This window comes from Acuticoccus sp. I52.16.1, assembly GCF_022865125.1.
Classification (GTDB): Bacteria; Pseudomonadota; Alphaproteobacteria; order Rhizobiales; family Amorphaceae; genus Acuticoccus.
Genome location: NZ_CP094828.1, coordinates 932353 through 946084 on the forward strand (window position 1 = coordinate 932353; position 13732 = coordinate 946084).

The window sequence follows — 13732 nt, forward strand, 5'->3', positions numbered from 1 at the left end:
TCCTATCCCTTCACCGCGCCGGCCGTCAGGCCCTGCACGAAATAGCGCGACAGCATCACGAACGCCGCGAACAACGGCAACGCGATCAATGTCGAACCGGCCATCACGTCGCCCCATCTGAGGTCGAACGCGCCCACCATGGAGGCGAGACCGAGCGGCACCGTCTTGTTGGCGTCCGAGCCGATCATCACCAGGGCGAAGGTGTAGTCGGTCCACGACAGCAGGAAGGCGAAGATCGCCACCGTCACCAGCCCCGGCACCGACAGCGGCAGCACCACCCGCAGGAAAGCGCCGAGCCGGGTGCAACCGTCGACCATCGCCGCCTCTTCCAGCTCGAACGGCATCGTCTTGAAGAAGCCCCACAGGAACCACACGCCGAGCGGCATGGTGATCGTCAGGTGCGAGATGACGAGCGAGAGCAGCGTGTCGTTGAGGCCGATGCGCGTGAACATCGCATAGAGCGGGATCGCGAGCAGCAGCGGCGGGAACATGTAGGCGTAGAGCATGCCGCCGATGATCATCTGCTTGCCGCGGATGCGCTGGCGGGTGACGCCGTAGGCGATCATGACCGACAGCACCATCGTCAGCGCCACCGTCGCCAGCGCCACGATGAGGCTGTTGAGGAACTGGCGCGGATAGTCGGTCTGCGCGAGCAGGCTGTAATAGTAGTCGAACGTGATCTTCGTCGGGATCAGCGTCGGGTTCATCAGCATTTCCTGCGTCGGCCGCAGGGAGGATGCAATCATCCAGTAGATCGGAAACGCGCTGTAGACGGCGAGGACGACAGCGGCGATGTAGACGCCCGCCCGGCCGGCGATCTTGGTGCCGCTCATTTGGCCTTCTCCATCGGGAAGAGCAGGAAGTAGAGCGTCACCGCCACCATCAGCACGAGGAAGGAGAGCGTCGCCACCGCCGCGCCGCTGCCGATGTCGTAGAGCGCGAACGCCTTGCGGTAGGACAGGATCGGCAGGTGCTCGGTCGCGCCCAGCGGACCGCCCTGCGTGGTGAGCCAGATCACGTCGAACTTGTTGAACATCCACACGCTGCGCAGGAGGATGATGACGGTCAGGATCGGCCGCAGCGACGGCAGCGTGACGTGGAAGAACCGCCGGACCGGCCCCGCCCCGTCGACGCGGGCCGCCTCGTAGAGCTGCTGCGGCACGGTCTGCAGGCCGGCGAGGAAGGTCGTCGTCACGAACGGCGTCCACAGCCAGACCGAGATCATGATGACCGAGATCATCGAGGCGGTCTCGGTCTCGAACCAGTAGATCGGCGGCAGGCCGAGGTCGGCCATGGTGATGGTGACGATGCCGAGCGAGCCGTCGACCATCCACTTGAACGTCAGCACCGCGATGACGGTGGGCAGAAGGTACGGCAGGAAGGCCAGCCCGCGCAGCAGCGTGCGGCCGAAGAAGCGCTGATTGAGCAGCAGCGCGAAGCCGATCCCCAGCACCACCTGCAGGAAGATGGCGAGCCCGGCGTAGACGAAGCCGTTCCGCAGCGCGTTCCAGAACTCGGCGCTGACGAGCAGCTCGCCATACTTGGCAAAGCCCACCCACACGGGTTCCGACGTTAGCGAGGGCGCATCGTAGAAGCTCAGCGAGACGGCGTAGATCGCGGGGCCGACGATCAGCACCAGCGTCGCGATGACGCCGACGGCGAGAAAGCCAGGCAACATCCACCGGGTCATGCACAACCTTTCGTGGCGGGACGGGACGCAGCGCGCGCCGGCTCGGCCGGGGCGCGCACGCTCGAAGGGGCCGGGGCGGCCCGCCGCGGGAGGAGACGGGCGGCGGGCCGGATGCGTCAGTCGATGAGCTGGCGCATCGTCTGCGCGGCGAGGTCCACCGCTTCGCCCGAGTCCATGCCGCGCAGGATCTTGTTCTGCAACATCTCCGGCAGGGTGAACGCCTCGAAGACGGTTCCCGGCCGCACGTCCGGCTCCGGCCCCTGCGTGTCGATCGAGGTGAGCACGACCGACGGGTCGGTGATGAGGCCGCGTGTGACCTCGATCGCCTCGCCGTACTTCTGCACCAGCGGGTTCGCCTGCCACTCCTCGTTCTCATAGATGTCGAGACGGGCGGGCTGGAAGTGGACCGGCGCGGTGTGCAGGAACTCGACCATGCGCTCGGTCGTCAGCCAGCGCATGAACTCCATGGCGGGGCCGGTATTGTCGGTCTTGAGCACCACCCAGCCGTCGTAGCCGTGGCTGACGGCCTTCTGCTCGCCGGCCGAATCCATGTACGGCATCACGCCGAAGTTGGCGGCCATCTCCGGGTTCTCGCGCTCGGCGACCTCGTAGACGCGGCCCGCGTAGGAGCCGTGCGCGACCGCACCGGCGACGAGGTTGGTCAGCATCTCGCCATAGCTCGCCTGGAGCGCACCGGGGGGCATCATCGGGTAGAGCTTGGCCATGAAGTCCAGGTAGGCGGCGGCCTTCGGCTTCATTTCCTCGTTGTCGAGGAGGACGTTCCACTGATCGTCGAAGAGCTTCACGCCCTCGGCCCACATGAAGCCGAACGACATCCAGTTGGTGGCGCTGTTGGAGCCGATCGGGAACAGACATCCCTTGCGGCGCCCTTCCATCAACGCCTCGCAGTTGCCGGCGAACGCGTCCCAGGTGTTCGGGATCTCGAGGCCATGCTCCTCGTAGAGGTCCTTGCGGTAGTAGACGAGGGCGAGGTTGTAGTCGAACGGGTACCAGTAGACCTTGTCGTCGATGGGGAAGAGGATGTTGTTGCCCCACTCGTACTCGTCGGTCAGCTCGTTCAGCGGGACGATCTGGTCCTGCTCGGCCAGCAAGAGCACGTGGCCGATGAAGCCGACGTTGGCGACGTCATAGGGCTGGCCGGCGCGGATGGCGTTGGTGATCTTGGTGAAGGTCTCGGCGAGGGGGACCGAATCGACGATCACCTCGGTCCCGGTCTTCTCCTGGTACTCCTGCGCGGCCTTGGCGAAGAAGGCCAGGCTGTCCTTGCCGGTCTCGCAATTGAGGAAGCGGATCGGCCGGTTCTGCGCCCGCAGCGCCGGTGCCCCCAGGCCCGACAGCGCCAGGCCCGCACCCAGCGCACTCGCGCCCAGCAGCGTCTGGCGGCGGGTGATCACTCCGTTGTTCGACGTCCATTTCGTCATGTTTTGTCCTCCCGTTCGTTCCGCGTGGTCCGCGGTCTTCGTTGTTCGTTCAGGCGGCGTGTCGTCAGTCGGTCGGCGCCGTGCCGAGCCTTTCGCCGCTGCTTTGGTCGAAGAGGTGGATCGCGGCGGGCTTCGCCGAGACCAGGATCGTGTCGCCGAGGGCGATATCGTCGCGGCGTTCGGTCATCGAGCGCACGCGGTGGCCGCCGAGTTCGCCGATGAAGAGCGTCTGCGAGCCGAGTTGCTCGATGCCGCGCACCTCGAGCGGGGCGCCCTCCTCGCCCGGCGTCAGCGCCTCCGGGCGAACGCCGGCGGTGACCGGGCCGCCGGCCGCCCCCGCGGGCGCGGCCAATGTCACGCCGTCCCCCAGCACGAGGCGCCCGTCCACGATCTCGGCCGGGACGAGGTTCATCTCCGGCGAGCCGATGAAGCCGGCGACGAAGGCGTTGGCCGGCCGGTCGTAGACGGCGAGCGGCGAACCGATCTGCTGCACGTGACCGTCGCGCATGATGACGATGCGGTCGGCCAGCGTCATCGCCTCGGTCTGGTCGTGGGTGACGTAGAGCATCGCCTTGCCGATCCGCCGTTGCAGCAGCGCGATCTCCTCGCGCATGCGGGCTCTCAGCTTGGCATCGAGGTTGGAGAGCGGCTCGTCGAGGAGGAAGATCGCCGGATCGCGCACCAGCGCACGGCCGAGGGCGACGCGCTGCATCTGCCCGCCGGAGAGCTGGCCGGGCTTTCGCTCCAGAAGGTGCGTGATGTCCAGCATCTCGGCCGCGGCGTCGACCCGCCGCGCGATCTCGTCCTTCGCCATGCCGCGCATCTTGAGGCCGAAGGCGAGGTTGTTGCGGATCGTCTTGTGCGGATAGAGCGCGTAGTTCTGGAACACCATCGCGATGTCCCGGTCCTTCGGCTCCAGCCGGGTGACGTCCCGCCCCTCGATGAAGAGCTGGCCGGCGGTGATGGTCTCCAGCCCCGCCACCATTCTGAGCGTCGTCGACTTGCCGCAGCCGGAGGGCCCGAGGAGCACGATCAGCTCCCCCTTGGCGATCTCGAGATCGACCCCCTCCACTGCGACGACACGGCCGTAGGCTTTGCGCAGGCTCTTGAGAACGACGTCGGCCATCAGCGAGCCCCCCGCGCGGCGGCGACGAGGCCGTGGTTGACCGGGGTCAGCGCCTGTGCCGCCTCGCGGAACAGCGCGAAGCCGGCATCGTAGACGGCGGCGTCGGCGGCGTTCGGCTGCAACGTCTCGTCGACGCGGATCGCCTTGGCGGCGTCGTCCGTATCCGCGAAGACGCCGGCGCCGATCCCCGCGATCAGCGCCGCCCCGAACGAGGCGTCCCCCTCAGCCGGCACCTCGATGGTGAGGCCGGTGACGTCGGCGATGATCTGCCGCCACAGCGCCGAGCGGGTCCCCCCGCCGACGAGCCGCGCCGTGGTGAAGCCGATGCCGCGCCCCCGCAGCACCTCGAGGCAGTCGCGCAGCGAATAGGCGACGCCCTCGTAGAGCGCACGGCAGATGTGGCTCGCCTTGTGCGCGAATCCGAGGCCGACGAACGACGCGCGCAGGTCCGGATCCCAATAGGGGCTGCGCTCGCCGGAAAGGTAGGGATGGAAGAGCAGCCCGTCCGAGCCCGCGGGCGCGGCCTGCGCCTTCCTGTCCATGCCGTCGAAGCCGATGTCCTCGAACAGGGCGTCGCGCAGCCAGCGGTGCGCCGAGGCGCAGGAGTTGGTCGCAGTGATCGCGTAGGCGTGGCCGGGTACGAGGTGCGGATAGTGGATGACGTCGTCGGAGAAGGCCGGCGTCGTCGTCAGGGTCGACACGGTGGCCGCGGTGGCGAGCTTCAGCGCGCCGATGCCGGGCCGCGTCATCCCCGCCGAATAGGTCTCGGCGTTGGTGTCGGACGTGCCGCAGATGACCGTGGTTCCGGCCCTGAGCCCCGTCTGCGCGGCGGCCGCGGCGGTGACGGTGCCGGTGACATCGGTCGAGCCGACGATGGCGGGGAGCACCGCCGGGTCGATGCCGGCGAGCGCGCACAGCCGGGGCGACCAGCCGCCGGACGTCGCGTCGGCCAGCATGATACCCCAGGCGTCGGTGATATCGGTCGCGGTGCTGCCGTCGAGCTTGCGGCGCAGCCAGTCCTTGGCCGGCAGCAGGCGGGCGATCCGTTCATGCACACGCGGTTCCTCGTCGGCCAGCCACATGAGCTGGGGCAAGGTCCACGTGGCGCTGATGCGGTTGCCGGACAGGGCGAGGATCTCCGCCCCCGCCGCCTCGCGGCCGCGCGTGACCTGGGCGCCGGAACGCGCGTCGTTCCACATGATCGCCGGACGCAGCACGGCCCCGGACGCATCCTCCAGCACGGAGGTGTGCGCGCCCGCGGTGAGCGACAGGGCGACGACGCGGTCGGGGTCGACGCCCTCCGCCCACAGCGCCGCGAGCGTGGTGACGAGCGCCGCCCACCAGCCGGCGGGATCCTGTTCGCTGTGACCGGGCCTGGGCGTCAGCGTCTCTACCGGGGCGGAGGCGTTGGCCACCACCTCGCCGCGGGCGGTAATCACCGTCGACTTGAGCGACCCGGCCCCGAGATCGATGCCGAGGAGCAGCGCGTCAGACATTGGCACGCCGGTCCCTGTACGGATCGACCGCGCCCGGCCGCGGCGGCAGGCCCAGCTTGCCGGGGTTGAAGAGGTTCTGCGGGTCGATCGCCTTCTTGACGAGGCGCAGGAGATCCATGCCGACGCCGTGCTCGCCGTCCATCCACGGACCGCGGAAGAGGCCGCTGCCGTGGTGGTGGGCGATGGAGCCGCCGTGGGCCAGCGTCTCGCCGGTGGCGATCGCCCACATCTTCTCGTGGATCGGCAGCGCCTCGGCCTGGGGCATCGGCGGCAGGCGCAGCGTCATGTACTGGCACACGCCCTCCGGGTAGACGTGGCTCCAGTGGGCGCTGAAGTGCGCCTCCGGATGCAGCGCGGCGACCTGATTGGCGATGGTGTCGTAGAGCGCCGCCGCCTCGGTCCAGTTCACCGTCACTTCGATGGTGTCGTTGTAGTAGCCCTTGTCGAGCCACTGCTTGGTGATCGACGTGTAGCGGTGGTCGCGCCAGGCGTCGAAGGGTGCGCGCACGGTCTCCACCGCGCCCACGTCGCGGGCGAAGCTGCGCACCACCTCCGCCTCGGCGGCGACGATCGGCGCCTCGCCGGCGAGCACGATGTTGGCCATCACCGGACGCTCGACGAATTCACCGATGCCGACGACGCGGCCCTTGGTCTCCTTCTCGTCGTAGAGGCGCACGATGCGCGGGTGGAGCCCCGCCTGCATGACCCGCTTGGCCAGCCCCAGCGCGGCGGCGCGGTCCGGCAGCGCGAAGACCAGCGCCTCCTCCGCCTCCGGCAGCGCCCAGATCCGCAAGGTCAGCTCGGTGATGACCGCGAGCGTCCCCTCGTTGCCGACGATGAGGTCGAGGATCGAGGGGCCTGTGGCGCGCTTGGGGAGCGGGCGCACCTCCATCACACGCCCGTCCGGCAACACCGCCTTGAGGCCGACGACGATGTTCTCGATCTTGCCGTAGCGGCTCGATTCCTGGCCGCCGCCGCGGCACGCCGCCCAGCCGCCGACGGTCGAGATGGTGAGCGACTGCGGCAGGTGCCCGGAGGTGAAGCCTTGCGCGTTGAGCGCCTCCTCGAAGGCGCCGCCGTTCATCCCCGCCTCGACGGTGACGAGGCGGTTCTCGGTATCCACCTCGAGGATGCGGTCCATGCGCTGCATGTCGAGCATAACTTCGCCGCCGAGCGGGATGATCCCGCCCAACACGCCCGAGCCGCTGCCGTAGGGGATGACCGGCTGGTCGGCCTCAGCGGCGAGGCGCACGAGGCCGGCGACCTCCTCGGTGGTGCGCGGCCGCAGGACCATGCCCGGCAGCGTGCCGACGCGGGCCCCTTCGCGAGCCCGGAAGTTGGCATACGGCAGGCGGTCGTGGGCGTAGCCGTCGCGCGCGGTCTCGTCGGTCAGGACATGGTCCGCGCCGATCAGTGCGGCGCATGCGGCGGCGAGGTTGTGATCCTTCAACGCCAAACTCCTCCCTGCGCCCTTTACGAGCGTCGATTGTCTCTCGAGCGTGCAACGTCCGGGCGATCATCGCTTGCGCAAACGTTTGCTCAAGGCGGTTGATGCCGTCACACGGCGTTCATGTCAACCCTCGTTCTAGGACTTCGGCGGTGCGGCGGACCCGCGCACGATCAGCTCGCCCGGCGCCAGCAGGACGACGCCCTCCCCCTCCCCGGCGGTGCCCTCGATCTGCCCGACGAGCCGCTTCACCGCGGCGCGGCCCATCTCCTCGGTGGGCAGCGCGACGGTGGTGACGTCGGGGTAGACGACGCGAGCGAGGAGGTCGTCGTGCATGGTGACGACCGAGACGTCGTCCGGCACGCGCAGGCCCAGCGTGTGCAGCCGGGCGATGGCGGCGGCACCGGTGAGGAGCGTCGCGGCGTGGATCGCGGTGGCACCGGCGGCCAGCAGCGCGTCCACCGCAGCCGGCACCCGGTCGGGGTCGTAGCGCGCCTCGGCGACGAGGTCCTCCTCGGCCGCGAGCCCCGCCGCCGCCATCGCGTCGGCCCAGCCGCGGCGGCGCGATTCGCCGTTGAACCGCCCCAGCCGGCCCGCGAGGTGCCCGATCCGCCGGTGACCCAGGCCGATCAGATGCGCGGTGCCGATGCGCGCCGCGCTCTGCGTGTCCATGGCGATGCAGTGGGCGTCGCCCGGCAGCACGCGGTTGATGATGACGTGCGGGCGGTCCGTGCTCGCCAAGGTCTGGCGCATGCGGTCGTCGTCGTCGTAGCTGGCGATGACGACGCCCTCGATCATCGATGAGCGCGAGATGTCCTCGATGATCTTCGCCCCCGCGCCGCCCTGGTCGTAGGCCACCAGCAGCGCATAACCGGAGACGCGCGCCTCGATCTCGGCGTTGATGATGGCGGAGGCGAAGATCGGGTTCTCGATCTGTGGCACCACCATGAGGATGGTGGAGGAGCGCGCCGTCTTCAGCGCCCGCGCCACGGGGTTGCCCTGGTAGCCCAGCTCACCCGCGACGGCGAGGATGCGCGCGCGCGTCTCCGCACCGACGCGGCCCTTGTTCTGCAGCACGCGCGACACAGTCGAGACGTCGCACCCCACCGCGGCGGCGACGTCCCGCAGGGTGGTGGGACCGGAGGCGGGCTTCTTGGTGTTCAATGGCGCGGTCCAGCAACTTCGTGCCGAGCTTGTGGCGCCATAACATTGGGCAATGCGGCGGGGGCCGCAACATTGCGCCGCCGGTTTCCCCGCCGCGACCGTCTCAACCGGCGACGGCGGGCAGCACCTGCGCGGCGACGAGGCGGTTGAGGTCGCCCACATGGCCCTCGGAGCGGGCCGGTCGCGTGGGGTCGGAGGTGATCGCCACCGTCAGCGCGGCGTCGGGCAGGATGTAGATCATCTGTCCGCCGTAGCCGCGGGCGTAAGCGGCGCGCGTGCCGCCGAGCGCGGTCAGGAACCATCCGTAGCCGTAGGCGTCACCCGAGAAGGGCGAACGGGTGCGCGGCACCATCGACGCCTCGATCCACGCCGCCGGGACGACGTCCACCTCGCCGACGGTGCCCCGCAGGCGGACCGCTTCGCCGATCTGCGCCATCGCGCGGGGTGTCAGCGCCATGTTGTTGCCACCCATGTAGCGGCCCTGCGGATCGCGCGTCCACGGCGGGATCTCGATGCCGAGCGGCGCGCCCAGCCACGCGCGGGCGAGCGCCAGCAGGCTCTCGCCGGTGACCTGGGACAACACCGCGCCGAGGATGTGGTAGCTGCCGGTCGAGTACTGGAACGTCGTTCCGGGGTCGACCACCACGGGCCGTGCGAGTGCGTCGCGCAGCCAGTCGCCGCTGCCGACCCAGGCGCCGTAGTTGGGGCCGGAGGTGCGCTCCAACCCCGCCCGCATGGTGAGGAGGTCCGCCACCGTGATGTCCGGCACCCGCGCATCGGCTTCGGCCGGGATGAGCGCCGCGATGAGCTCGCCCAGGCGCGCCTCGGGGCCGGCGATGTGGCCTCGGTCGATGGCGATGCCGACGAGCAGCGCGACGATCGACTTGGAGACGGACTTGACGTTGGCGAGCCGCTCCAGCCCCGGCCCGCGGAAGGCCCGGGCGAACCGCGTCACCCCCTCGTGGACCACGACGATGCTGTGCAGCTGGTCCAGCTCGGCCGCCGCCACGGCGAGGCCGGCGAAGGCCTCGTCGTCGGCCTGCCCGGCGCCGAGGGCGAGGTGCGGCGCGGCGAGGCTGCCGGCGAGACCGGCCAGCACGGTGCGACGGTCGAAGGCGAGGACGCTCATGGGACACTCCGGGGCGGGACGGCGAGGCGCCCCGGCAGGGGCCGGCGCATCATAGCGCGCCCGTCCCCCGGCCTTGACGCGACACGCGCGCACGGTCTCGCGCCGCGCCGGCCGCCTGACGGGCTGCCCGGCCCGTCCGCCGTCGCTCACATCTCGTCGAGGATGCGGCCGGCGCGCTGCGCCACGTCCGCCTCGCCGCCGTCGAGCCCCAGCGTGCCGACCTTCTCCTGCCAGCCGATCGTCGCCTGGACCATGTCGCTCGGCATGCCGAGCGCCTCCAGCGTCTTGGCGACCTCGCGCATTTCGGCGGCGCGGCGCCTGCCGTGCACCATCATGCGCTCGAGGTTAAAGGCCGCGCGCGCCGGCCAGTTCCGGCCCTGGTCCGACTTGCCGAGCGATTCGAGCACCTGGTCGGCGACGCCGGCCTTGGTGGCGGCGAGCACGCACTCGGCCGTCAGCGCCTCCATGCCCTTCATCATCACCGAGCGGATCATCTTGATGGTCGACGCGTCGCCCACCGTCTCACCGGCGACGGTGGCGCGCATGTCGAGCGCGGCGAGCACGTCGGCGGCGGCGTCGGCGGAGGCTCCGGCCAGAAGCAGCGGCGTGTGGTGACGCTTGGGAAAGACGGCGTCCATGATCGCGACGTCCACATACCGACCGCCCGCCGCGTCGATCGCCTCGGCCGCGGTGCGCTTGGTGGTCGGCGCGCAGGAATTGCCGTCGAGGTAGAAGGTGCCGGGGGCGATGGTGCGGGCCGCGGCCTGCGCGGCATCGAGCGCGCGGTCCGCCGTCACCAGCGAGAAGACGAGATCGGCGCCTTCGAGCGCATCGGCCAGCGTGTCCGCGCCCAGCGCGCCGGCGGCGGTGTAGTGGGCGCGCATTTTGGGCGAGGTCGCGGGGTCTTCGGTCTTGATGTCGAAGGCGCGGACGCGGCCGCTGCCACCAAGGCCCCAACCGGCGAGAAACGCGTTGGCCGCCTCGCCGAAGCCGACGAGCGCGATAACGGCGTCGTTCGTGTCGTGGTCTAGCATGTTGGCTCCCATTGATGCCGGAGCGGGGCCGCCACGCACCCGCCCGGGCCGCCGCCACCCAGGCGACGGTACTGCCCCGACCGGAACCAAGCTGCCGGCCGCGGGAGGGGTGATAGCGCAATTTGCGCCCGCACGGCGATGGCCCGCTCCCGGCCGCACAGGTTTCGCCGCGCCGGACCATGGTCGCCGCAGCGCCCTCCCGCGCCCGCTCGCCCCCGCTCGCGCCGCCGCCTACTCGGCCGGCGCGCCCGCCCCGTCCCTCACCTCGCGGCGGACCGCCTCGGTGTGGGCGCCCAGCGCCGGCACCGCGCCGGCGGCCGCCACCTCGCCGTCGACCGTTGCCCCCGGCGCCAGCAGACGCACGGGGCCAGCCGGCGTCTCCACCGTCACGTAGCGGTTCTGCGGATGGGCGGCGAGGTCGTCCATGGCGTTGACGCGGCCGTTGGCGATGTTCGCGGTCGTCAGCCGCGCGGCCAGTTCGTCCCGGTCGGCGGCGCCGAACACCGCGTCGATCACAGCGTTCAGCGCGGCGCGGTTCTCCACCCGCGCCGAGTTGTTGTCGAACCGCGGGTCGACCGCGATCTCGGGCCGGCCGAGCACCTCCTCGCACAGCCGCACCCACTCGCGCTCGTTCTGGATCGCGAACAGCACCTCCTTGCCGTCGCGCCCGGCATAGGCGCCGTAAGGGGCGATGGTCGGGTGGTGCAGGCCGTCGCGCCGGGGGGTCACGCCACCGTAGACGTATTGCAGGTACGGCACGTTCATCCAGTCGGCGAGTGCGTGGTAGAGGCTGACGGCGATGTGCCGCCCCTCGCCCGTCCGCTCGCGCGCGAAGAGGCCTTGCAGCACGGCCTGGTGCGCCGTCATCCCGCAGGAGATGTCGCACACCGAAACGCCGACGCGGGCCGGGCCGGCGGGGTTGCCGGTGATCGTCACCAGCCCCGTCTCGGCCTGGACGAGGAGATCGTAGGCGCGAGCCTTGCGCATTTCGCCTTCGTCGCCGTAGCCGGAGATCGAGACGGTGATCAGGCGCGGATAGGCCGCGCGCAGCCGCGCCGGCGCGAAGCCCAGCCGATCGATCGCATCGGGCGCGAGGTTCTGGATGAAGACGTCCGCCTTCGCGATCAGCGCCTCGAGGACGGCTTTGTCCGCGTCCTGGCGCAGGTCCAGGCACACCGATTCCTTGCCGCGGTTGAGCCAGACGAAATAGGCGCTCTGCCCCTCGACCAGCCGGTCGTAGCCGCGCGCGAAGTCGCCCTCGGGGCGCTCCACCTTGATGACCCGCGCGCCCGCCTCCGCCAGCCGTGACGACAGATACGGCGCCGCCACCGCCTGCTCGACCGACACGACCAGAAGGCCATCCAGATCCCCCGCCATATGACGCTTCCCCTCTTCGCCGACGTGCGGAGAACTTGGCACACGCCGGCGTGCGGCCGGAAGGGGACGGGCCCCGCGCGCTGCTATAGACCCACGCTATGGCAGCAAGCATGCCGCCCAGGCTTCTGGGGCGGCGGCAGGGCTGCCACATACGCCCCGCGCCAGCAGCCCAGCACCCGAGCAGGAACGAGATGGACGAGTTTGACCCCACCGCCGCCTATGCCGACATCCGCGAAGGTGTCGCCAGCGTCTGCGCCGGCTTCCCCGGCCCCTACTGGCAGGAGCTGGACCGCAACCGCGCCTACCCGAAGGACTTCGTCGACGCGCTGATCCGCGAGGGATACCTCGCCGCGATGATTCCGGAGGAGTACGGCGGCTCGGGCCTGCCGCTGACGGCCGCCGCCGTCATCCTGGAGGAGATTCACAAGAACGGCTGCAACGCCGCCGCCTGCCACGCGCAGATGTACACCATGGGCACCGTCCTGCGGCACGGCAGCGACGCCCAGAAGGCGCAGTACCTCCCCGGCATCGCCGACGGGTCGCTGCGCCTACAAGCGTTCGGCGTGACCGAGCCGACGAGCGGCACCAACACGCTGGCGCTGAAGACCACCGCCCGGCGTGAAGGCGACAACTACATCGTCAACGGCCAGAAGATCTGGATCAGCCGGGCCGAGCATTCCGACCTGATGGTGCTCCTCGCCCGCACGACCCCGGCCGATCAGGTCGAGAAGCGCACCGACGGGCTGTCGGTTTTCCTCATCGACCTGCGCGAGCTGCGCGGCAACGGGGTCGACATCCGCCCGATCCGCACGATGATCAACCACGCCACGACCGAGATCTTCTTCGACAATGCGGTGATCCCGGCGTCGAGCCTGATCGGCGAGGAGGGCAAAGGTTTTCGCTATATCCTCTCCGGCATGAATTCCGAGCGGATCCTGATCGCCGCCGAGTGCATCGGCGACGCCAAGTGGTTCCTGAAAACCGGGTCGGACTATGCGCGCGAGCGGGTCGTCTTCGGGACGCCCATCGGCGCCAACCAGGGGGTGCAGTTCCCCCTCGCCAAGGCCCACGCGCACCTGATGGGGGCGGAGGCGATCGTCTACCGCGCCGCCGCCATGTACGACGCGGGCCACAATCCGGGGGTGGAGGCCAACACCGCCAAGATGCTGGCCGCGGACGCCAGCTGGGAGGCGGCCGAGGCATGCCTTCAGCTCCACGGCGGCTTCGGCTTCGCCGAGGAATATGACGTGGAGCGCAAGTTCCGCGAGACGCGCCTCTACCAGATCGCGCCGATCTCCACGAACCTCATCCTCTGCTTCATCGCCGAGCAGGTGCTGGGGTTGCCGAAGTCGTACGGGAAGGGCTGAGCGGGGCGGCATCGGGCCGGCCCGGCTGCGCGCGGGGGGCGACCGGGAACACCCGGTCGTAGCCCCAATTGTAGACGAACGCGTAGACCATGTAGAAGCCGGAGAAGGCGAGGTCCATGACGAACGCCTCCCACAGCGAGACGCCGAGATAGGACGCGATGTATGGCATCAGCATCGCCACCAGACCGACCTCGAACAGGATGGTGTGGCCGACGCGGATGGCGATGTTCTTCTGCGTCGTCCCGCGAATCTTCTGCATCGCGACGTCGAACAGGTAGTTGAAGACGAAGACCCACGCCATCGCGATCAGCGCGCAGACGAGCGTCACGACACCCATCTGGTGCAGCGGCAGGCCGAACGCGAGCGCGCCCAGCGGCGTGACGATGACGAGACCGAGAATTTCGAAGAGGATCGCGTGCCGGACACGATCGGCAAGAGTTCGCATGTTGACCTTCCACTG

Annotated in this window: 12 protein-coding genes; 1 reads left to right on the forward strand and 11 read right to left on the reverse strand. The window is 69.9% G+C overall.

The genetic code is table 11. The features are described from left to right. Positions 1-2: 2 nt before the first annotated feature. From MRB58_RS04170 to MRB58_RS04215, 10 genes are all read right to left on the reverse strand, one after another. Positions 3-833 carry a carbohydrate ABC transporter permease gene (locus MRB58_RS04170; RefSeq protein ID WP_244780451.1) on the reverse strand — a complete coding sequence of 277 codons (831 nt, stop codon included), beginning with the start codon at positions 831-833 and terminating at the stop codon, positions 3-5. Continuing rightward, positions 830-1678: a carbohydrate ABC transporter permease gene (locus MRB58_RS04175; protein ID WP_244780453.1), complete on the reverse strand. Its 849-nt coding sequence runs from the start codon at positions 1676-1678 to the stop codon at positions 830-832. The genes MRB58_RS04170 and MRB58_RS04175 overlap by 4 nt, the downstream gene beginning before the upstream one ends. A gap of 128 nt (positions 1679-1806) precedes the next feature. Further along, complete coding sequence (locus tag MRB58_RS04180) at positions 1807-3132, reverse strand: ABC transporter substrate-binding protein (RefSeq protein ID WP_244780454.1); 1326 nt, start codon at positions 3130-3132, stop codon at positions 1807-1809. 64 nt (positions 3133-3196) lie between these two features. Further along, positions 3197-4258, reverse strand: a complete 1062-nt coding sequence (locus MRB58_RS04185) for an ABC transporter ATP-binding protein (protein ID WP_244780455.1) — start codon at positions 4256-4258, stop codon at positions 3197-3199. Beyond that, complete coding sequence (locus MRB58_RS04190) at positions 4258-5754, reverse strand: xylulokinase (protein WP_244780456.1); 1497 nt, start codon at positions 5752-5754, stop codon at positions 4258-4260. Before MRB58_RS04190 ends, MRB58_RS04185 begins: the two co-directional genes overlap by 1 nt. After that, on the reverse strand, positions 5747-7204 hold the full coding sequence (locus MRB58_RS04195) for an FAD-binding oxidoreductase (protein WP_244780457.1): 1458 nt from the start codon (positions 7202-7204) through the stop codon (positions 5747-5749). The genes MRB58_RS04190 and MRB58_RS04195 overlap by 8 nt, the downstream gene beginning before the upstream one ends. A 135-nt stretch (positions 7205-7339) precedes the next feature. Beyond that, positions 7340-8365, reverse strand: a complete 1026-nt coding sequence (locus MRB58_RS04200) for a LacI family DNA-binding transcriptional regulator (protein WP_244780458.1) — start codon at positions 8363-8365, stop codon at positions 7340-7342. Positions 8366-8468: 103 nt separating this feature from the next. Continuing rightward, positions 8469-9494: a serine hydrolase gene (locus MRB58_RS04205; RefSeq protein ID WP_244780459.1), complete on the reverse strand. Its 1026-nt coding sequence runs from the start codon at positions 9492-9494 to the stop codon at positions 8469-8471. Between the two features lie 146 nt (positions 9495-9640). Beyond that, on the reverse strand, positions 9641-10528 hold the full coding sequence (locus MRB58_RS04210) for an NAD(P)-dependent oxidoreductase (RefSeq protein WP_244780460.1): 888 nt from the start codon (positions 10526-10528) through the stop codon (positions 9641-9643). 231 nt (positions 10529-10759) lie between these two features. Beyond that, positions 10760-11905 (reverse strand): CaiB/BaiF CoA-transferase family protein, encoded by a 1146-nt coding sequence (locus MRB58_RS04215; protein WP_244780461.1) that lies wholly within the window; start codon positions 11903-11905, stop codon positions 10760-10762. A gap of 191 nt (positions 11906-12096) precedes the next feature. Between MRB58_RS04215 and MRB58_RS04220 the strand changes: the two genes are divergently transcribed. Further along, positions 12097-13272, forward strand: a complete 1176-nt coding sequence (locus MRB58_RS04220) for an acyl-CoA dehydrogenase family protein (RefSeq protein WP_244780462.1) — start codon at positions 12097-12099, stop codon at positions 13270-13272. On the opposite strand, the gene MRB58_RS04225 is transcribed toward MRB58_RS04220, so the two are convergent. After that, positions 13223-13717 carry a PACE efflux transporter gene (locus tag MRB58_RS04225; RefSeq protein WP_244780463.1) on the reverse strand — a complete coding sequence of 165 codons (495 nt, stop codon included), beginning with the start codon at positions 13715-13717 and terminating at the stop codon, positions 13223-13225. The genes MRB58_RS04220 and MRB58_RS04225 overlap by 50 nt on opposite strands. Positions 13718-13732 lie beyond the last annotated feature (15 nt).

What these genes read in the sequence shown, in the direction of transcription:
- MRB58_RS04190 (WP_244780456.1), bottom strand. Translation starts at nt 5,754, where the DNA reads ATGTCTGACGCGCTGCTCCTCGGCATCGATCTCGGGGCCGGGTCGCTC.
- MRB58_RS04225 (WP_244780463.1), bottom strand. Translation starts at nt 13,717, where the DNA reads ATGCGAACTCTTGCCGATCGTGTCCGGCACGCGATCCTCTTCGAAATT.
- MRB58_RS04170 (WP_244780451.1), bottom strand. Translation starts at nt 833, where the DNA reads ATGAGCGGCACCAAGATCGCCGGCCGGGCGGGCGTCTACATCGCCGCT.
- MRB58_RS04215 (WP_244780461.1), bottom strand. Translation starts at nt 11,905, where the DNA reads ATGGCGGGGGATCTGGATGGCCTTCTGGTCGTGTCGGTCGAGCAGGCG.
- MRB58_RS04205 (WP_244780459.1), bottom strand. Translation starts at nt 9,494, where the DNA reads ATGAGCGTCCTCGCCTTCGACCGTCGCACCGTGCTGGCCGGTCTCGCC.
- MRB58_RS04210 (WP_244780460.1), bottom strand. Translation starts at nt 10,528, where the DNA reads ATGCTAGACCACGACACGAACGACGCCGTTATCGCGCTCGTCGGCTTC.
- MRB58_RS04220 (WP_244780462.1), top strand. Translation starts at nt 12,097, where the DNA reads ATGGACGAGTTTGACCCCACCGCCGCCTATGCCGACATCCGCGAAGGT.
- MRB58_RS04175 (WP_244780453.1), bottom strand. Translation starts at nt 1,678, where the DNA reads ATGTTGCCTGGCTTTCTCGCCGTCGGCGTCATCGCGACGCTGGTGCTG.
- MRB58_RS04180 (WP_244780454.1), bottom strand. Translation starts at nt 3,132, where the DNA reads ATGACGAAATGGACGTCGAACAACGGAGTGATCACCCGCCGCCAGACG.
- MRB58_RS04185 (WP_244780455.1), bottom strand. Translation starts at nt 4,258, where the DNA reads ATGGCCGACGTCGTTCTCAAGAGCCTGCGCAAAGCCTACGGCCGTGTC.